The organism is Curvibacter sp. T50 (assembly GCF_057219955.1).
Genome location: NZ_JBXVVU010000001.1, coordinates 1272060 through 1291134, shown reverse-complemented (window position 1 = coordinate 1291134; position 19075 = coordinate 1272060). Strand labels below are relative to the sequence as shown.

The window sequence follows — 19075 nt, the reverse complement described above, 5'->3', positions numbered from 1 at the left end:
CGGCGCGGTCTGGCGCAACCCGATCGGAGACTCAGGAGCCCGATCCCGCGACTTCGGAGCGGATCAGCCAGCGCCCGTCGGGCGCGCGAACCAGTACCAGCGTTTTGGAGATCGTTTCGTCCATGCCACTGGCCTGGTAGCGCTGCTGGAATTGCACCCGCGCCGTATCCGACCCCTGGGTGCTGATCACCATCCGGTCCAGGCTGACCTGGGGGTTGCGGGCCTTGCCGATGCGTTCACGGCGCTGTTGCACCCATTGGTCGCGGCGCACGCCCGATGCGGGCACGAAGTCCGGGCTGTAGGCCGCCAGATAGGCTTCCACGTTCTGCGCGGACCAGACGCTGGCCCAGGTGCGCACGGCCCGATCAATGTCACCCAGATCCGGGCTGGGGCCGGAGGGCCTGCCACCCCCCACGGCGGGTGCCGGGGGTGCAGCCACTGCCGCCGGCGCTGCGGCAGCCGCGGCAGCCGCGGCTGGCGTGGCCGGCGTGACCGGGACAGTGACGGTGGGAACCGGGACACTGGCGGTGGGCATGGGCAAAGGCAGGCGCGAGGCGGCACTGGCCGCGCGTGCCGGCGCCGCTGCCGACCGGGGCAGTTCCGCCTGGCGGGTATCGGCATCGTCAGGCAGGAGCCAGACCCACGCGATCGCGCCGAGCAGCACGACTGCGCAGGCGGCGGCAAGCACCCGCGCGGGTGTGGTCTGCATCACGTAACGGATCCGGCGGTGCAGCGGTTTGACCCGTTGGCCGCGCTGGCGCGCTTTTTCCTGGGTGCGGATTTCGTCCATCGCGAACAGGAGCACAACCAGGCCGGCAATCAGCGCCAGGGCCAACGCGGCGGCACGCAGGTCGGACGGCACCAGCAACAGGATGAGTGCCAGAACCAGAAGGCCCCCCAGGGCCGCCAGAGTCAGGGGATTGGACCGGGTCGAATTCATACGGGTGCGGAAGATACACCTTGAAACCCCCTCCTTTGACCCCGGAAAGGAAAAAAACCGGCCCAGGCCGGCAGTTTTCCCGCCTGTGGCGGCGGGGCAGGGGGTCAACGGGCCGTTCAGGCCAGGCGTGCGGGTGACATTTCGACAACCCGGCCACGGGTTGCGGTGTCAACGTCAAGACCGACTTTTTCCGTCGCTGTCGGTGTGGTCAGCGAAGGCATCGGCCTCGGGGCTTCCCCGGCGGGTGCTTTCATCCACGCAGATGCTGCGGATGCCACAACGGCAGCAACACACAGACTGGCAATCACCCGAAACGGGGTGCCGCGCAGCAGTTGCCGGGCACGGTGTTTCCACGGCACCAGGCTTTGTCCGCGCTGACGGGCCTTCTCGATGGTTCGGACTTCGTCGAGGACAAACAGGCCGACCAGAATGCCGCCGATCACGGCCAGGGCGATGGTGGTTCCCAGGTATTCGCCCGGAACCGATGCGGCCACCAGACCCACAAGGGCGACGTAGACAGAGACAACAATGAGAACGAAAGCATTCAACTTCATGAATTCAAGCTTAGCAGATGCAACGCTTTGTTACGACATCGTGACGCACATCAATGGGGCGTTCGTAAGCATTAGTTCTCGGTTTCCCACTTTTCGTTCCAGGTTTCCCGCGTCGGGCGCGGGTCGCAAGCGAAATCCGGCGCCCGGCGAAGCTGGGAGTTGCCGCTCACGGCAGGGGCTGTATCGCCTGTTCCACGACCGCTCGCACCATGTCGCAGGCCCGTCGCTGGGTCTCGGTGACCGGCCGCCGGCTGGAACGGACCAGGCTGAGCTGGCTCATCAGCTGCGGCGAGTGGATGCGTCGCAAACTCAGGCGCATCGGGTCGCTGAAGCCGGCGAGGGTGTAGGCCGGCAAAACGGCATGGCCCAGACCCTCGCGCACCAGACTCAGGATGGCGTTGAGCCCGTCGACTTCCATCGCGACATGCAGCGGGCAGCCGAGAGTGACCGCTTCGCCGTCCATCAGCAGCCGGAACGCGTTGGGGCGGCTGGGCAGGATCAGCGGCAGCGCAAGAACTTCGCGCAGGCTGATGGATTCGCTGGCCGCCAGGGCGGGAGCGACCCCGGGGGCGACTTCCGGTCGGTTGGAAATCAGCGCCAGTTCCTCAGTCCGCAAGATGGTCGCCTCCAGGTCGGGCGAGGGTGCCGGGTTGTACAGCACCGCCAGGTCCAGGTGACCCAGACGCAGGTTTTCGTTCATCTGCAGGGAAAAGCCCTCGGTCAGGGTCAGCTGGGCGTTGGGCAACTGGGACCGAAAGGCCTGCACCAGTGGCACCGTCATCAGCCGCGACAGGCTGGGTGGCAGCCCGATCGAGACATGGCCGGCGGCCTCGCCGCGCCGTGTGCGCATGTCCTCCCGGGCGGCGGCCACCTGGTGCAGGATGCCGCGGGCATGGTCCAGCAGCAATTTGCCGGCTTCGGTGGGCACTGCGCCGCGGCCGTTGCGGATCAGCAGGTTCTGCCGCAGTTCCACCTCCAGCAGACGGACCTGGCGGCTGAGAGCGGGTTGCGCAATGTCCAGCGCGATGGATGCCCGGGTAAAACTGCCCAGTTCCGCCACGCGGACGAAATACTCCAGTTGCTTCAGGTCCATGCCGACATCTATTAAAAGTTGGGATAGCTGATAGATGGTACAGCGCCTTTTGGCATAACACACCGGCTTTCAGAATCGCACCATCATGACCTGCGCCTCATTGCATGCTCCGCCCGCCCCGCTGCGGGCAATCTCTTCGATGGCAACGCGCGCGTTGCTGGCCGAACTGGCACATGCCGCGGCGCGCCAGGGGCTTGCGACGGCGCAGATCGAGTCCGTCGGTGGCGTTGACGCGGCACGACGCGTGCAGGCCGGTGAAGCCTTTGACCTGGTCTTTCTGGCCGCTGATGCGATCGAGCTGCTGTTGGAGGCCGGCCATCTGCAGGCGGGCAGCCGGGTTGATCTGGTGCGATCTTCGGTGGCGGCAGCGGTGGCCAGCGGAGCGTCCGTGCCGGATATCGCCAGCGAGGACGCGTTGCGAGCGGCGGTTGTGGCGGCGCCCACCATCGGCTTTTCGACCGGTCCCAGCGGCACGGCCTTGCTGCGTCTGTTTGAGCGCTGGGGCCTGAAATTACAACTGGCTGAGCGGCTGCGCCAGGCCCCGGCCGGTGTGCCGGTTGCCCGGCTGGTGGCGACCGGCGAGGTGGCCCTGGGCTTTCAGCAGCGCAGCGAGCTGTTGGGGGCGGAGGGCATCCAGCTGGTTGGCGATCTGCCCGCGGCTGTTGCGATCACGACCGTTTTTTCCGCCGGCCTCGGGGCCGGTACCGTCCAGGGTGATGCCGCACGGGCATTACTGGCTTTTTTCAACTCGCCCGAAGCGGTCGCCGTCAAGCGCCGCCACGGCATGGAGCCCGCATGAGCCTGATCATCGACTGCCACGGCCACTACACCACCGCGCCCAAGGCGCTGGAAACCTGGCGCAACCGCCAGATCGCCGGCATCCAGGACCCGGCTGCCATGCCCAGGGCGTCGGAGCTGCAGATTTCGGACGACGAACTACGCGAGTCGATCGAGACCAACCAGCTGCGCCTGATGAAAGAGCGCGGCAGCGACCTCACGCTGTTTTCGCCGCGCGCCAGCTTCATGGCGCACCACATCGGCGACTTCAACGTGTCGAGCACCTGGGCCGCGATCTGCAACGAGCTGTGCTTTCGCGTGAGCCAGCTGTTCCCCGACCACTTCGTGCCGGTGGCCATGCTGCCGCAAAGCCCTGGCGTGGACCCGGCCACCTGCATCCCCGAGCTGGAGAAGTGCGTCAAGGAATACGGTGCCGTCGGCATCAACCTGAACCCGGACCCGTCGGGCGGCCACTGGACCAGCCCGCCGCTGACCGACCGCCACTGGTACCCCATCTACGAGAAGATGGTGGAGTACGACTTGCCGGCGATGATCCACGTCAGCACCTCGTGCAACGCCTGCTTTCACACCACCGGTGCGCACTACCTGAACGCCGACACCACTGCCTTCATGCAGTGTGTGCAGGGCGACCTGTTCAAGGATTTCCCGACGCTGAAATTCCTGATTCCCCATGGCGGCGGTGCCGTGCCCTACCACTGGGGTCGCTTCCGTGGCCTGGCGCAGGAGATGAAGAAACCCTTGCTGACCGACCATGTGCTGAACAACATCTTCTTCGACACCTGCGTCTATCACCAGCCGGGCATCGACCTGCTGAACACGGTGATCCCGGTGAAGAACGTGTTGTTCGCCAGCGAGATGATCGGCGCGGTGCGCGGCATCGACCCGACCACCGGGCATTACTACGACGACACGAAGCGCTATATCGAGGCGTCCACCATCCTCAGCGCCGAGGACAAGCACCAGATCTACGAAGCCAACACGCGCCGCGTGTTTTCGCGCCTCGACGCGCGTCTGAAGGCCACAGGCAGGTAGTTCTTCCAGGGCAGTTCGTGGCGGCCGGACGTTTTGCTGCGTGTCCCCCGCCCTTCAGGCTCCTCCTTGACCTCCGCAAAACGCCCAACCACCACGAACCAACAGCATCTCGGAGAAAAGAACATGTACGAACTAGGCGTTGTCTATAGAAACATCACCCGCGCCGACCGCGTCGCCGCCGACGGCCTGGCCGCGCTGGGCTCGGCCACCGTGCACGAGGCCATGGGCCGCGTGGGCCTGCTCAAACCTTACATGCGCCCGATCCAGACTGGTGTGCAGGTCTCCGGCACGGCGGTCACGGTGCTGCTGCAACCGGGTGACAACTGGATGATGCATGTCGTGGCCGAGCAGATCCGGCCGGGCGACATCGTGGTGGCGGCGGTCACCGCCGAATGCACCGACGGCTACTTCGGCGATCTGCTGGCCACCAGCTTCCAGGCCCGCGGTGCCCGCGCCCTCATCATCGACGCCGGTGTGCGCGACGTGAAGACGCTCAAGGAGATGAACTTCCCCGTCTGGAGCAAGGCCATCAGCAGCAAGGGCACGATCAAGGCCACGCTGGGCTCGGTGAACATCCCCATCGTGTGCGCCGGCATGCTGGTCACGCCCGGCGACGTCATCGTGGCCGACGACGACGGCGTGGTCTGCGTGCCCGCCGCCCGCGCCGTGCAGACACTGGAGGCGGCGGTCAAGCGCGAGAGCTTTGAAGGCGAAAAGCGCGCCAGGCTGGCCAGCGGCGTGCTGGGCCTGGACATGTACAAGATGCGTGAGCCGCTGGCGGCTGCGGGTCTGAAGTACATCGATTGAAGGCTCACCATGAGCAAACCCACCACTGGCGACTTCACCAAGACCCCCGGCTGGCTCGACTGGTACACCGGTCCGACCACGCCGACCTTCAAACTTCCGGCAGGCGCCGTTGACGCGCACTGCCACGTCTTCGGCCCAGGCGCCGAATTTCCCTACGCGCCGGAGCGCAAGTACACGCCCTGCGATGCGAGCAAACACCAGCTGTACGCCTTGCGCGACCACCTGGGCTTTGCACGCAACGTGGTGGTGCAGGCCACCTGCCACGGGGCCGACAACCGCGCCATGGTCGATGCCTGCCTGAGCAGCGGCGGCAAGGCGCGCGGTGTGGCCACGGTGAAGCGCAGCATCACCGACGATGAACTGCAGGCCCTGCACGCGGCCGGCGTGCGCGGCGTGCGCTTCAACTTCGTCAAGCGTCTGGTCGATTTCACGCCCAAGGACGAACTGATGGAGATTGCCGGGCGCATCGCGAAGCTCGGCTGGCATGTGGTGATCTACTTCGAGGCGGTGGACCTGCCCGAGCTGTGGGACTTCTTCACCGCGCTGCCCACCACCGTGGTGGTGGACCACATGGGCCGCCCCGATGTGAGTCTGCCGGTGGACGGCCCGCAGTTCGCGCTGTTCGAAAAATTCATGCGGGAGCACACCAACGTCTGGAGCAAGGTCAGCTGCCCGGAGCGCCTGTCGGTCACCGGCCCCAAGGCGTTGAACGGCGAACAGGCCGCCTACCGGGACGTGGTGCCTTTCGCCCGCAAGGTGGTGGAGGAATTCCCCGATCGCGTGCTGTGGGGCACCGACTGGCCGCACCCCAACCTGAAAGACCACATGCCCGACGACGGCCTGCTGGTGGACTTCATCCCGCACATCGCGCCCACGGCCGAGCTGCAACGCAAACTGCTGGTGGACAACCCGATGCGCCTGTACTGGCCTGAAGAAGTGAAAGGCTGACCATGTCCCTTGAGAAACCCTACCTCGATGTGCCCGGCACCATCATTTTTGATGCCGAGCAAAGCCGCAAAGGCTACTGGCTCAACCAGTTCTGCATGAGCTTGATGAAGGCCGCCAACCGCGAGCGTTTCAAGGCGGACGAACGCGCCTACCTGGATGAATGGCCGATGACCGAAGAGCAGAAACAGGCCGTGCTGGCGCGGGACCTCAACTGGTGCATGCGCACCGGCGGCAACATCTATTTCCTGGCCAAGATCGGCGCCACCGACGGCAAGAGCTTCCAGCAGATGGCCGGCTCCATGACCGGCATGACCGAGCAGGAATACCGCGACATGATGATCGGCGGCGGCCGCTCCATCGAAGGCAACCGCTTCCTCGGCGAGGACGGTGATGCGCAACCCCAGCACCAGCCGCAAGGTGCGGCGGGCCAGAAGAAGGGAGCCTGACCATGGCCAAGATCACCGCCTCCGTTTACACCTCCCATGTGCCCGCCATCGGCGCGGCCATGGACCTGGGCAAGACGAAAGAAGACTACTGGAAGCCGCTGTTCGCCGGCTACGACTTCTCCAAGCAATGGATGAAGGACCACCAGCCCGACGTCATCTTCCTCGTCTACAACGACCACGCCACGGCCTTCAGCCTGGAGATGATTCCCACCTTTGCCATCGGCACCGCGGCGCAGTTCCAGCCGGCCGACGAAGGCTGGGGCCCGCGCCCGGTGCCCACCGTCATCGGCCACCCGGACCTGGCCTCGCACATCGCGCAGTCGGTCATCCAGCAGGACTTCGACCTCACCATCGTCAACAAGATGGACGTGGACCACGGCCTCACGGTGCCGTTGTCGCTGATGTGCGGCGAGCTCGACCCGAAGACCGACGCCTGGCCTTGCCCGGTGATTCCGTTTGCCGTCAACGTGGTGCAGTACCCGGTGCCCTCGGGCCGGCGCTGCTTCGCGCTGGGCCAGGCCATCCGCAAGGCCGTGGAGAGTTACGACGAAGACCTGAACGTGCACATCTGGGGCACCGGCGGCATGAGCCACCAGCTGCAGGGCGCGCGCGCCGGCCTGATCAACCGCGAATGGGACAACGCCTGGCTCGACCAGATGATTGCCGACCCGGTGGCCTGCGCCGCCACGCCGCACATCGACTACGTGCGCGAGGCCGGCAGTGAAGGCATCGAACTGGTGATGTGGCTGATCGCCCGCGGCGCGATGGCCGACGTGGTCGACGGCCAGGTGCAGGGCCCGGCTCCCACCGTGCGCCACCGCTTCTACCATGTGCCCGCGTCCAACACGGCGGTGGGCCACCTCATCCTGGAAAACGCGTGATTCGCCCCCTCTCCCGCCCGCGGGAGAGGGCAGGGGTGAGGGTTCTTTTGCACCTGGAGCCCTCACCCTGACCCTCTCCCACAAGGAGAGGGAACCCAAACCATTCATTCGGAGAACACACCATGACCATCAAAGTAGCCCTGGCCGGCGCCGGCGCCTTCGGCATCAAGCACCTGGACGGCATCAGGAACATTCCCGATGTCGAAGTCATCAGCCTGATCAGCCGCGACCTGGACAAGACGCGCGAAGTGGCCGACAAGTACGGCATTGCCCACGTCACCACCGAGCTGGCCGACAGCCTGGCGATCAAGGAGCTGGACGCCGTGATCCTGTGCACGCCCACGCAGATGCACGCCAGCCAGACCATCGCCTGCCTCGAAGCGGGCAAGCACGTGCAGGTGGAAATTCCGCTGTGCGATGTCTACCGTGACGGCCAGGCCGTGGCCGCGCTGCAAAAAGCCACCGGCAAGGTCGCCATGGTGGGCCACACCCGCCGCTTCAACCCCAGCCACCAGTACGTGCACCAGCAGATCAAGGCCGGCGCGTTCAACATCCAGCAGATGGATGTGCAGACCTATTTCTTCCGCCGCACCAACATGAACGCACTGGGCCAGCCGCGCAGCTGGACCGACCACCTGCTGTGGCACCACGCCGCCCACACCGTGGACCTGTTCGCGTACCAGTGCGGCAGCCCCATCGTGAAAGCGAACGCCATCCAGGGCCCGATCCACCCGGTGCTGGGCATCGCGATGGACATGAGCATTCAGCTCAAGGCCGCCAATGGCGCGATCTGCACGCTGAGCCTCTCCTTCAACAACGACGGCCCGCTGGGCACGTTCTTCCGCTACATCGGCGACACCGCCACCTACATCGCCCGTTATGACGATCTGGTGAACGGCAAGGAAGAAAAGATCGATGTGTCCAAAGTGGATGTGTCGATGAACGGCATCGAGCTGCAGGACCGCGAATTCTTCGCCGCCATCCGCGAAGGCCGCGAACCCAACAGCAGCGTGCACCAGGTGCTGGACTGCTACCGTGTGCTGCACGAGCTGGAGCAGCAGCTGGAGGGGTGAAGCCGTGGAAGCCTTGGACTATTTGCGCCAGGAAGCCGCACTCGGCCGAAGGGCGGATTTCGAGCGCTTTCTGGCGGCGGTGCCGGACCAGCCGGAACGGGAAGACGCTGCGGTCGGGCATTGAAAAACTGCAGTATTGATAGCAATAAACGACCTTTTCACGCTGGGTATTGACCGTTTTGACCACTATTTCCATGCCAACACGCCAACTGGGCCCGTTTTCCGTCAGCGCCATCGGCCTGGGCTGCATGAACATCTGCCACGCCTACGGCGCGCCCGTGTCCGAGGCGCAGGCCGAGCGGCTGCTGCTGGCGGCGCTGGACGCCGGGGTGACGCACTTCGACACGGCCGCGCTGTACGGCTTCGGCGCCAGCGAGACGCTGGTGGGCAAGGTGCTGGGCGCCCACCGTGCGAAGTTCACGCTGGCCAGCAAGTGCGGCATGCAGGGCGTGGATGTGGCCGGGGACGGCAAGCTGGTGCGGGTCATCGACGGGCGCCCGGACACGATCCGGGCCACCTGCGAGGCCGCGCTGCAGCGCCTGCGTACCGACGTGATCGACCTGTATTACCTGCACCGCTGGGACAAATCGGTGCCGATCGAAGACAGCGTCGGCGCGCTGGCGGACCTGGTGCGCGCGGGCAAGATCCGCGCGATTGGCCTCTCCGAAGTGTCCGCCGCCACGCTGCGCCGCGCGCACGCGGTGCACCCGATTGCCGCGCTGCAGACCGAGTATTCGCTGTGGACGCGCAATCCCGAGATCGCCGTGCTGGCGGCCTGCCGCGCGCTGGGTGTGAGTTTTGTCGCGTTCAGCCCGGTGGCGCGCGGTTTCCTGTGCGGGCCGCTGGATGTGGCCGCGTTCGACGCCAAGGACATCCGCCGCAGCATGCCGCGCTTTTCGCCGGAGAACTACGCGAAAAACCAGGCCCTGCTGCCCCCGTTCAACGCGCTCGCGGCCGAGGTGGGCTGCACGCCCGCGCAGCTGGCCCTTGCCTGGCTGCTGCACCAGGGCGAGGACATCCTGCCGATTCCGGGCACGACCAGCGTCGAGCATCTGATGGACGACCTGGGCGCCGCCCAGGTGGGCCTGTCTGCCGACGTGCTGGCGCGGCTGGACGCGCTGATCAACGCCCGCACCGTGGCCGGTGACCGCTACAGCGACCAGGCCAACCGCGAGGTGGACACCGAGGTGTTTGCGCCGTCCTGAACCCGCCGACCCGGATCAGGCGCCGCCGCGGAACAGCGAGAAACCCCAGGCGGTGAACTTGAACGGCAGGTGGTAGTGCTGGCTGGCGTCGGCAATATGGAAGCGGTAGGGCACCACTTCCAGAAAGCCCGGCGACGGGGTCACGGTGCCCTGGGCACGGTAGAAGTCGCCCACGTCAAAGCGCACCTCGTAGCCGCCGGGGCCGATGGCCTCGCTCATCAGCACGGGGTGGCTCAGCAGACCGTTCGGTCCGATGATGCCCTCGGCCAGGAGGGCGCCCTCGGGTTCGCCGTCCGGCCCGAGGCGGCGCACCCGCACCCGCAGTCCGGTCGCCACGCGACCGGCGGCCACGTCGACGCAGTGAATGGACAGCCCGCCGAAGTGGGGCATGTCAGTTCAGTCGGGCGCCAGACGCCTTGACGGCCGGGCCCCATTCAGCCACCTGTTTCGCGACGAAGTCGGCAAATTCCGGCTGGCTCATCTTGCCGGTCGCCACGCCCAGGTCTTCCAGCCGCTTGACCACCTCAGGCCGCGCCACGATCTCGGCCACCGCCTTGTGCACCTTGTCCACCACGTCCTTGGGCACACCGGCCGGCGCGGAGACACCCAGGAAGTTCTCGGCCACCAGCTTCGGATAACCCGCCTCGATCACGGTGGGCACGTTCGGCGTCAGGCCCATGCGGGCGCGCGAGGTGACGGCCACGCCGACGAGCTTGCCGTCCTTCATGAACGGCACGTTGTTGGTGTAGGTGTCCACCGCAAACTGCAGCGTGCCGCCCAGCAGGTCGGTGTGCATCGGGGTCGAGCCCTTGTAGGGCACATGCTCCATGTTCAGCTTGTGCTGCGCCTTGAACATTTCGCCCACGATGTGGCCGATCGAACCCACCCCGCCCGAGCCGTAGTTCACCGGCGTCTTCTGCGCCTGGATCCACTTGATCAGTTCCGGCATGGTCTTGGCCGGCACCGACGGGTTCACGACGAACACGTTGGGCACCGAGCCGATGTAGGCGATGTGGGTGAAGCTCTTGATCGGATCGTAGGGCGACTTGTCCAGCATGAAGGGCGAGATGCTGATCGGCGCGGTGTTCGACAGCAGCAGGGTGTAGCCGTCGGCCGGCGCCTTGGCCACTTCATTGCCGCCGATGGTGCTGCCGGCGCCGGGCTTGTTGTCCACGATCACCGGCTGGCCGAGTTTTTCCTGCAGTCCGGGCTGCAGCAGCCGCGCCACGATGTCGGACGAGCCGCCGGGGGCGAAGGTCACCACGATGCGAATGGGTTTCTGGGGCCAGGCCTGGGCCTGGGCACCCAGCGGGAGCAGGGCGGCGGCAGCGGCGGTGGCGATCAGCGAACGGCGGGACAACATGAGGCGGACTCCTGGAATCGAAGGGCAGGCCACACGGCCTGCGTGGCCACAGTGTGGGGGCGATCATTGTTGCTGTCCATCGCATAATTTCTGACATTGCATTGCCCAAAACAGAACGCATGAACCTGCCGGTCTCGCTCCATCCCAAGTCACTGCGCTACCTGGCCGCGGTGGCCCAGCTCGGCTCGGTCCAGGCCGCCGCGCGCGAGGTGGCGATCTCGGCCTCGGCCATCGACCGCCAGATCCTGCTGCTGGAGGAAGAGCTGGGTGTGCCGCTGTTCGAGCGCCTGCCGCGCGGCATGCGCCTGACGGCGGCGGGCGAACTGCTGATGGCGCTGTCGCAGCGCTGGAAGAGCGACCTCAACCGCGCGCTGTCGGACATCAAGCAGCTGCAGGGCGTCAGCCACGGGCAGCTGCGTCTGCTGGTGATGGACAGCCATGTCAACGGCTTCCTGCCTGCGTTTGTCCATGTGGTCGGGCAGGCGCACCCGGGCGTGTCGCTGGAGGTCGACGTGGCCAGCCCCGACGACGCCGTGCGTCGCCTGGCCGATGGCTCGGTGGACGTGGCCGTGGCCTTCAACCTGCGTGCGCAGCGCGAGCTGCACCTGCTGTGGTCGGCCGAACTGCCGCTGGGCTGCGCGGTGGCCGCGGGGCATCCGCTGGCGCAGCTGCCCGCACCGGGGCTCAAGGACGTGGCGCAGTGGCCGCTGGCGGTGCAAAGCCGCGCACTGAGCATCCGCCGCTACCTGGAGCGGCGCCATGGCTGGCTGCTGCACGAGGCCCGCCCGCCGGTCGTGACCAACTCGTTGCAGCTGGTCAAGCAGCTGGTCGTCAGCGGCACCCATGTGGCCCTGACGTCCGAATTCGACATGGGCCCGGAAATCCTGGCTGGCACGGTGCGTTTTGTGCCCCTGCGCGACCGCAACCTGCAGCCGCAGACGGTGGGCGTGGCCATCAGCGCCTCGCGCCCGTTGCCCCGCATGGCCCGCATCGTGGCCGAGCTGCTGACGGCGCAGGTGGCCGACTGGCTGGGTGCCGTCCGGGCAGCCGGCTCCTGAGCGCTGGTGGCGCTACTTGCGCTGCCAGCGGTCGCCGCTGGCCAGCCCGGGCGGCGATGCCAGCCGTTGCCAGGCGGCAGCATCGTCCATCAAGGTGGCCCGCCACCAGTCGGCGGTGAGGGACGCTACCAGCGCATGGTGGGTGGCCTGCAGGTCGCGCGTGATGGGCTCGCGCGGCACGATCTCCACGGCGCGGCCGGTCTGGCCGGCGAAGGTCATGTGGTCGGCGTCCTGCAGCACCAGCTGCGCCTTGTGGCCCGGCGGCAGGGCGCCGAACACCGCCATGCGCCGCTCGGGCGTGGCGCCCACGCCCACCACGTCGCCATCGCGCGTGCCGGTGATGGACAGCACCGGTCGCGTCAGGCGCTCAAAGGCCCGATGGGCCGAGCCCAGCCTGGGGACGGTGGGCGAGAACGCAATGAACGCGGCCAGCCGTGGCTCGTCGATGCCGTCAAAAGCGGGGTAGCGTTGCCCCGCCATGCCCAAAGTGGTGTGTGCGCCGAACGAATGGCCCGCCAGCCCCACGCCGGTGGGCCGTACCCGGCTCCACCAGCCCTCTGCGGCCGTGTGGCGCCGGCTGATTTCGTCCAGTGCAAAGCCGATATCGCGCAGCCGGCCCATCAGCTGCTCGGGCCCGGTCAGGCTGCGCAGGGCTGCCTGGTCCCGAAAGCTGGCCGCGACGGCACCCACCGCGTCCAGATCGCTGCCGGGGTGCTGCAGTTGCACCACGGCAAAACCCGCCGCCACCCAGGCCTCGGCCCAGACGGCGCCGCCATCGCGGGTGCCTCCCAGCCCGTGTGAAAAGATGACCACCGGCCAGGGCCCGGCGTGCCGGTTCGCGTCCGGCCAGCGCAGGCGCACCGGCACCGTGCGCTGGCGCGCGGCATCGGTCCAGAGGTCGTCGATGACGGTCGGGCCGGGCAGGGTGGAGGCGTGCGCCAGGCGACCGCCGATCGCCAGGGGCGCGGCGGCAGCAACCAGGCGGGTCAGGCAGTGGCGGCGGGTGGGCATGGCGCGGATTATGGGCAGGCGACTGTCAAGCGCGCATGAAGCCCGCATGCCCCCGCCGAAATAAAACGAAACAAAGCGATACCGCCCCGAGAAGACGTTTCAGGCCTGCGCCGGCACCATGGCAAGCCGGTTCAACACCATTTCCCGGAAAGGAAACCCGCCATGAAACCCTGGATCAAACGCAGCCTGATCGGCCTGACCTCTCTCACCGTGCTGCTGGGCGGCCTCAGCGCCTGTGGCCATCGCGATCACGGTCGCGGCTGGAGCGACGAGCGCGTGACCGAAATGCGCGGCAAAGCCGTCGAGCGCATCACCGACAAGCTGGAGCTCAACGCCGACCAGAAAGCCAAACTCGGCGTGCTGGCCGACGAAATGGTCGCCGCCCGCAAGGCCATGCGCGGCGCCAGCACGGACCCGCGGGCCGACCTGCAGGGCCTGATCGCCGGCGCGAAGTTCGACCGCAGCAAGGCCCAGCAGATGGTCGACCAGAAACTGCAGACCGCCCAAGGCAGCAGCCCCAGACTGCTCACCGCGTTCGGCGACTTCTATGACAGCCTCACGCCCGAGCAGCAGCAGAAGGTGCGAGACCGCATGGCCCGCCGCGGCTGGTGGGGCCGTGGCTGATCGCCTGCGGGCCCTGACCCGGCAGGGCCACGCGCACGTGCAGGCGCTGCTGGCCGGGGCCGAAGATCCCCACGCCGAAGTGCTGGCCCTGGTCTGGGGCCCGCGCTTCGACCGCGATCACGCGCGGCATCTGGCGGCGCCGCTGGCCGGGCGCCATCCGCAAGCGGCCGCTCCGGTGCTGGATGCCCTGATGGACGTGGGGGAGCGCTTCGACCGGCTGGAGCACGCCGCGCAGCAGCGCATCCGGCGTCTCATCCTGCGCCACCGGGCGCTCAGCGACGCCTTGCACTGACCGGCCTGCCAGAATCTGTCCATGACCCGCATCCTGCTGATCGACGACGACGAAAACCTCGGCCCGCCGCTGGCCGCCTATTTCCAGCGGTTTGACCTGCAGCTGGAACACGCCACCCGTCCCAGCGAGGGGCTGGCGCGGCTCAAGGCCGGTGGCTTTGACGCCGCCATCCTGGACGTGATGCTGCCCGAGATGGACGGCTTTGCGCTGTGCCGCGCCATCCGCAAGGACAGCGACCTCCCGATCGTCATGCTCACCGCGCGCGGCGACGTGATGGACCGCGTCGTCGGGCTGGAGCTGGGCGCTGACGACTACCTGCCCAAACCCTTCGAGCCGCGCGAACTCGTGGCTCGCCTGCAAACGGTACTGCGCCGGCGCAAACCGGCGGCCGTCGAATCCACCCCGGCCGACGATGCGACCACGCTGCGCTTCGACGGCCTGCACATCGACACCGCGACCCGCGCGGTGTGGCGCGGTCGGACCGCGGTGGAGCTGACCGGCACCGAATACGAGCTGCTGCTGGTGCTGGCCCGCGAGCCCGGCCGCGTGTTCTCGCGCGACGACATCCTCAACCGCTTGCGCGGCCACGAGGCCGACCTCTACACCCGCGCGGTGGACATCGTCATCAGCCGCCTGCGCAAGAAGCTGGAGCCGCTGGACGCCATCAAGACGCTGCGCAACGCCGGCTACGCGCTGGCCCTGCGGCGCGACGCCTGATGCACCCCGCCACGCCCGCCCCGCCACCCGACCCCAAGGCCGCCGCGCGGCCGCCCGCCTCGCGCTGGCACCGCGCCCGCCACCGGCTGGCGCATTCGATCAAGCTGCGGCTGGTGCTGTTGTTCCTGCTGCTCGCCGCGGCGATGACCTTCGTGTTCGTCACCGGCGCACAGAAGGCGTTCTCGGTCGGCTGGCGCGAGGCCGCCCGCCCGCTGCTGATTGACTACGTGGACCGCCTGGCCGCCGACATCACGGTCGCCGGCAGCCCCGACGTGGCACGCGCCCGCGCGCTCACCGAGCGGCTGGCGGTGCTGACCGTGCACATCCGCGGCCCGCAGGTGCAGTGGGCCTCGCACCCCGAGCCCGCACGCAGCGAACGCTGGCGCCGCGCGGACGACGGCGGCGTGGCCGGGGCCGAGGCCAACGGCCGCCGCGACGACTGGGGCGCCGACTGGCCTCGCATCACCCAGCGCACCACGGCCGACGGCCACACCATCGAGTTCGGCCTGCACACCGGCGTGTTCGAGCGCCGCCCGCGCCTGGTCGGCTACGGGCTGGCCGCCTTGCTGCTGATGACGCTGCTGGCCTGGCTGTACGCGCGCCACCTGCTGCGGCCGCTGGACGCCATCGGTGAGGGCGCGCGCCGGTTCGGCGCCGGCGACTTCGGGCAGCCCATCCCCGTGCGCCACCCCCGCCGGCCGGACGAGCTTGGCCAGCTGGCCCAGACCATCAACACCATGGGCGACGACATCCGCCAGATGCTCGACGCCAAACGAGCGCTCTTGCTGGCCATCAGCCACGAATTGCGCAGCCCCCTGACCCGCGCCCGCCTGAATGTCGAGCTGCTGCCTGAAGGCCCCGACGTCGCGCCCCAGCGCGAAGCCCTGCTGCGCGACCTCCAGGAAATGTCCAACCTGGTCAGCGACCTGCTGGAAAGCGAGCGCCTGGCCGGCCGCCACGCCGCGCTGCACCGCGAGCCGGTGGAACTGCCCGCGCTGGCGCGCGAGGTGCTGGGGGAGCTGCAGATTCGCCACCCGGCGGCCGCTGCCGTCGCCATCCACACGGCCGAGCCGCTGCCCGCGCTGCCGCTGGACCGCAGCCGCATCCGCCTGCTGCTGCGCAACCTGCTCGACAACGCCTTGCGCCACGGTGCGGGCGGGCCGCTGCCGCCCGCGATCACGTTCGCCGCCATGGCGGACGGCGGCCTGTGCATCACCGTGCGGGACCACGGCCCCGGTGTGCCCGACGACCAGCTCGCCCGCCTGGCCGAACCCTTCTACCGCCCCGACAGCGCCCGCACCCGCAGCGCCGGCGGCGTGGGCCTGGGCCTGACCCTGTGCCGCCTGGTGGCGCAGGCGCATGGCGGCACCTTTGTGCTGCGCAACGCTGCGCCCGGACTGGCGGTCACCGTGACGCTGCCCGGTCCGTGACGCGCCGGGGGCCTCCTGCCCGGCCGCGACAGGACGCTTTTCGGCTATAAAAAACGTAGCTTAAAGTGACCTTTTCACGCTGGGTATGGGCCGAAATGACTTGAAATCTCGCTGCCGAGGGGGTCGGGGCCCCCTCCTGGGGTGCCGGTTTGTTCAAAAGCCGGGGAAGTTCGGTTCCGCATAGGTCACCGGGGAAACCCTTCTGGGCATAAGGAAATCGCGGGCGCATGATTTTTTTGCGGCGGGCCAGGTTTCGGCCCGCCCCATCCGGAGACCTGTCATGACCGTTTCGCATCACCGCCGCGCTGTCCGCGCCGTACCCCAGGCGCTCAGCGCCATTGCCATTGCCGCGCTGCTGGCCGGCTGCCTGGGCAGTGACGATCCGCCCGCGCCACCGCCCCCCGAATTCGCTGCCACCATCCGCACCACCTCCTACGGGGTGCCCCATGTGGTGGCCGACAACTTCAAAGGCGCGGGATTCGGCTATGGCTATGCCTTTGCGCAGCAGAACTTCTGCCTGTACGCCGAAGAACTGGTCACGCTGCGTGGCGAACGCGCCCAGTACTTCGGCGGCGCCGGCGGTTATCTGGGCAGCCTGGGCACCATTTCCGGCAACGTCGATTCGGACTTTTTCTACAAGCTGCTGCTGGACAAAGCCCAGGCCGACCGCATCCGGGCGGGCTCCAGCCAGGCGGCCCGCGACATCGTGGCCGGTTTCGCGGCCGGCTACAACCGCTACCTGGCCGAAACCGGCGTGGCCAACCTGCCTGCCGAGTGCCGCAACGCCGAATGGGTCAAGCCCATGACGGAAGACGAAGCCTTCCTGCGCCTGTCCCAGGCCGCCATGGCGGGCAGTTCCATGGCCTTCATCAACTCCATCGGCAACGCCCGGCCGCCGGCCGCCTCGATTGCCCTGTCGCAGCGGTCGGCCAAGCCGGCCCAGCGCCCGACGGCGGCGCAACTGGCGGCTTCCCCCACGCTGATGGCGCTGCGCAACCTGCACGACCACACCATTGGTTCCAACGGCTACGGCCTGGGCAAAGACGTCACACAAAGCGGCAAAGGCATCGTGATGGGCAACCCGCACTTCCCCTGGTGGGGCGCGCTGCGGCTGCACCAGATTCACGTGACGGTCCCCAGCGAGAAATACGATGTCATGGGTGCCACGCTGCTGGGTGTGCCGCTGCCGCTGATCGGCTTCAACAGCTCCCTGGGCTGGACCCACACCTTCTCGACCGACAACCGGTTCACCCTGCGTTACCTGGCGCTCGACCCGGCCAACCCGACACGCTACGTCAAGGACGGCGTCTCCAAACCCATGACCGCCGTGCCGCTGAGCATCCAGGTCAAGGGCGCCGACGGCAAGCTGGCTCCCCTGACCCGCACGCTCTACACCACCGAGTGGGGCCCGATGATCATGGACAGCAGCTTCGCCTGGAGCAAGAGCGCCGCTTTTGCCCTTCAGGACGCCAATTACACCAACACCAAGCTGATCGATCAGGTCATCCTCAACGGCAAGGCCACCACGGTGGACGGCCTTCTGCAGGCCGCCGCCACCCACACCGCCATGCCCTGGGTGAACACCATGGCCGCCGACAAGAACGGCGACGCGATGTACTTCAACTACTCCGTGGCGGCCAACGTGGCCAACGCCCAGCTCGACGCCTGTGTGCCCGGCCCCGAATCGGGTGCGCCCTTCAAGGCGCTGATGGCCAGCACCGGCGTGGTCGTCATGGCCGGCACCACCGCGGCCTGTGACTGGAGCGGCAGCATCGGTGCGACGCAGCGCCCGTCCATCAAGCGCAGCGACTACATCGTCAACGCCAACGACAGCCACTGGTGGTCTGCGGCCAACAGCTTCCTCACCGGCTTCCCGAAGATCATCGCCACCGGTCCGGACGCCGAAGGTTCGGTGCAGGGCGAGCGCACCCGTACCGGCCACGCCATCGTGCGTGACCGCCTGGCCGGCACCGACGGCCTGACGGGCAACCGCTTCACGGTGGCCAACCTGCAACAGATCTACCAGAAGAGCCGGCTGTACCGCGCCGAGAAGTGGGTTCCGGGGTTCGTGACCGAATGTCTGGCCAGTGCGTCGGCCTCCGCCGCCGCCAAGGATGCCTGTACCGTGCTCCAGTCGTGGGACCGCAGCCATGCGCCCACCAGCTCGGGCGCCATCCTGTTCTACGAGTTCTACGCCGCCCTGGGCGAACTCAAGGCCGCATCGTGGTGGTCGGTGCCATTCAACGCGGCCGACCCGCTGGAAACCCCGCGGGGCAACGCTGGCACCGCCGACGCCTTGGCCAAGCTGGAGACGCTGGTCGCCAGCACCCAGTTTGACAGCGCCCTCAAGCGCCGCGCCCGGCCCATGGATGTGCAGATCCTCTCGCGCCCCGAGGGCCCGCTGGCCATCCCTGGTGGCCGCTACGCCTTCAACAACTGGCGCGGCCAGAAGACCGAGGTCGCCCCGGGCAGCTTCATCTACACCGCCGACCCCAAGACCAATGCCGGCGCCTATGGCAACAGCTACATGCAGTTTGTGACCTGGGACGACAACGGCCCGGTGGCCGAGGGCATCCTGACCTATGGCCAGTCATCCAACCCGGCCAGCCCGAACTTCAGCGACCAGACGCGCAAGTACGCCGCCGGCGAGTGGGTGAAGCTGCCCTATACCGAGGCGCAGATCAAGGCCGACCCCAACTTCAAGGAAGTGAAGATTTCCCAGTAAGTGCCCGGCCCTCCTGAGGGCCACCACGAAAAAGTGCGCCTCCAGGGCGCACTTTTTTCGGTTGGACGGTGCCCGCCG

General features: G+C 67.7%; 20 protein-coding genes. 14 read left to right on the top strand and 6 right to left on the bottom strand.

Annotation, left to right across the window (positions count from 1 at the left end; genetic code table 11):
- Positions 1-31 precede the first annotated feature (31 nt).
- The 3 genes from AC2EBU_RS06120 to AC2EBU_RS06110 form a co-directional block, all read right to left on the bottom strand.
- Complete coding sequence (locus AC2EBU_RS06120; protein WP_484609476.1) at positions 32-940, bottom strand: YybH family protein; 909 nt, start codon at positions 938-940, stop codon at positions 32-34.
- A 116-nt stretch (positions 941-1056) separates the two neighbouring features.
- Positions 1057-1494, bottom strand: coding sequence for a hypothetical protein (locus AC2EBU_RS06115; protein WP_484609475.1), 438 nt, complete (start codon positions 1492-1494; stop codon positions 1057-1059).
- Between the two features lie 166 nt (positions 1495-1660).
- The gene (locus AC2EBU_RS06110) at positions 1661-2587 is read right to left on the bottom strand and encodes a LysR substrate-binding domain-containing protein (protein ID WP_484609474.1); all 927 of its coding nucleotides are present in this window, start codon (positions 2585-2587) and stop codon (positions 1661-1663) included.
- 85 nt (positions 2588-2672) lie between these two features.
- Here AC2EBU_RS06110 and AC2EBU_RS06105 point away from each other — a divergent pair, with 85 nt between their 5' ends.
- The 8 genes from AC2EBU_RS06105 (at position 2673) to AC2EBU_RS06070 (ending at position 9777) form a co-directional block, all read left to right on the top strand.
- Positions 2673-3386, top strand: a complete 714-nt coding sequence (locus AC2EBU_RS06105; protein WP_484609473.1) for a substrate-binding domain-containing protein — start codon at positions 2673-2675, stop codon at positions 3384-3386.
- On the top strand, positions 3383-4417 hold the full coding sequence (locus AC2EBU_RS06100) for an amidohydrolase family protein (RefSeq protein WP_484609472.1): 1035 nt from the start codon (positions 3383-3385) through the stop codon (positions 4415-4417). The genes AC2EBU_RS06105 and AC2EBU_RS06100 overlap by 4 nt, the downstream gene beginning before the upstream one ends.
- A 123-nt stretch (positions 4418-4540) precedes the next feature.
- Positions 4541-5224 carry a 4-carboxy-4-hydroxy-2-oxoadipate aldolase/oxaloacetate decarboxylase gene (ligK, locus tag AC2EBU_RS06095; RefSeq protein WP_484609471.1) on the top strand — a complete coding sequence of 228 codons (684 nt, stop codon included), beginning with the start codon at positions 4541-4543 and terminating at the stop codon, positions 5222-5224.
- A gap of 9 nt (positions 5225-5233) precedes the next feature.
- Positions 5234-6172 (top strand): amidohydrolase family protein, encoded by a 939-nt coding sequence (locus AC2EBU_RS06090; RefSeq protein WP_484609470.1) that lies wholly within the window; start codon positions 5234-5236, stop codon positions 6170-6172.
- Positions 6173-6174: 2 nt separating this feature from the next.
- Positions 6175-6618, top strand: coding sequence for a protocatechuate 4,5-dioxygenase subunit alpha (gene ligA / locus AC2EBU_RS06085; protein WP_484609469.1), 444 nt, complete (start codon positions 6175-6177; stop codon positions 6616-6618).
- Positions 6619-6620: 2 nt separating this feature from the next.
- Entirely contained in the window at positions 6621-7499 is an 879-nt protein-coding gene (locus tag AC2EBU_RS06080) for a class III extradiol dioxygenase subunit beta (RefSeq protein ID WP_484609468.1), read from the top strand.
- A gap of 122 nt (positions 7500-7621) precedes the next feature.
- The gene (locus AC2EBU_RS06075; protein WP_484609467.1) at positions 7622-8572 is read left to right on the top strand and encodes a Gfo/Idh/MocA family oxidoreductase; all 951 of its coding nucleotides are present in this window, start codon (positions 7622-7624) and stop codon (positions 8570-8572) included.
- Between the two features lie 194 nt (positions 8573-8766).
- Positions 8767-9777: an aldo/keto reductase gene (locus tag AC2EBU_RS06070; protein ID WP_484609466.1), complete on the top strand. Its 1011-nt coding sequence runs from the start codon at positions 8767-8769 to the stop codon at positions 9775-9777.
- A gap of 15 nt (positions 9778-9792) precedes the next feature.
- Here AC2EBU_RS06070 and AC2EBU_RS06065 read toward each other — a convergent pair whose 3' ends face one another.
- Complete coding sequence (locus AC2EBU_RS06065; protein WP_484609465.1) at positions 9793-10167, bottom strand: hydroxyisourate hydrolase; 375 nt, start codon at positions 10165-10167, stop codon at positions 9793-9795.
- A 1-nt stretch (position 10168) separates the two neighbouring features.
- On the bottom strand, positions 10169-11140 hold the full coding sequence (locus tag AC2EBU_RS06060; protein ID WP_484609464.1) for a Bug family tripartite tricarboxylate transporter substrate binding protein: 972 nt from the start codon (positions 11138-11140) through the stop codon (positions 10169-10171).
- 119 nt (positions 11141-11259) lie between these two features.
- Between AC2EBU_RS06060 and AC2EBU_RS06055 the strand changes: the two genes are divergently transcribed.
- A complete protein-coding gene (locus AC2EBU_RS06055) occupies positions 11260-12198 on the top strand; it encodes a LysR family transcriptional regulator (protein ID WP_484609463.1) in 939 nt (312 codons plus the stop codon).
- A 12-nt stretch (positions 12199-12210) separates the two neighbouring features.
- On the opposite strand, the gene AC2EBU_RS06050 is transcribed toward AC2EBU_RS06055, so the two are convergent.
- Entirely contained in the window at positions 12211-13209 is a 999-nt protein-coding gene (locus tag AC2EBU_RS06050) for an alpha/beta hydrolase family protein (protein ID WP_484609462.1), read from the bottom strand.
- 162 nt (positions 13210-13371) lie between these two features.
- On the opposite strand from AC2EBU_RS06050, the gene AC2EBU_RS06045 reads away from it, so the two are divergent.
- From AC2EBU_RS06045 to AC2EBU_RS06025, 5 genes are all read left to right on the top strand, one after another.
- Complete coding sequence (locus AC2EBU_RS06045; protein ID WP_484609461.1) at positions 13372-13833, top strand: Spy/CpxP family protein refolding chaperone; 462 nt, start codon at positions 13372-13374, stop codon at positions 13831-13833.
- Complete coding sequence (locus AC2EBU_RS06040) at positions 13826-14125, top strand: hypothetical protein (protein WP_484609460.1); 300 nt, start codon at positions 13826-13828, stop codon at positions 14123-14125. The genes AC2EBU_RS06045 and AC2EBU_RS06040 overlap by 8 nt, the downstream gene beginning before the upstream one ends.
- Before the next feature lie 21 nt (positions 14126-14146).
- Positions 14147-14842: a response regulator transcription factor gene (locus AC2EBU_RS06035; protein ID WP_484609459.1), complete on the top strand. Its 696-nt coding sequence runs from the start codon at positions 14147-14149 to the stop codon at positions 14840-14842.
- Complete coding sequence (locus AC2EBU_RS06030) at positions 14842-16272, top strand: sensor histidine kinase (RefSeq protein WP_484609458.1); 1431 nt, start codon at positions 14842-14844, stop codon at positions 16270-16272. The genes AC2EBU_RS06035 and AC2EBU_RS06030 overlap by 1 nt, the downstream gene beginning before the upstream one ends.
- A gap of 280 nt (positions 16273-16552) precedes the next feature.
- Positions 16553-18997, top strand: a complete 2445-nt coding sequence (locus AC2EBU_RS06025) for a penicillin acylase family protein (protein ID WP_484609457.1) — start codon at positions 16553-16555, stop codon at positions 18995-18997.
- The last annotated feature ends 78 nt before the right edge of the window (positions 18998-19075 follow it).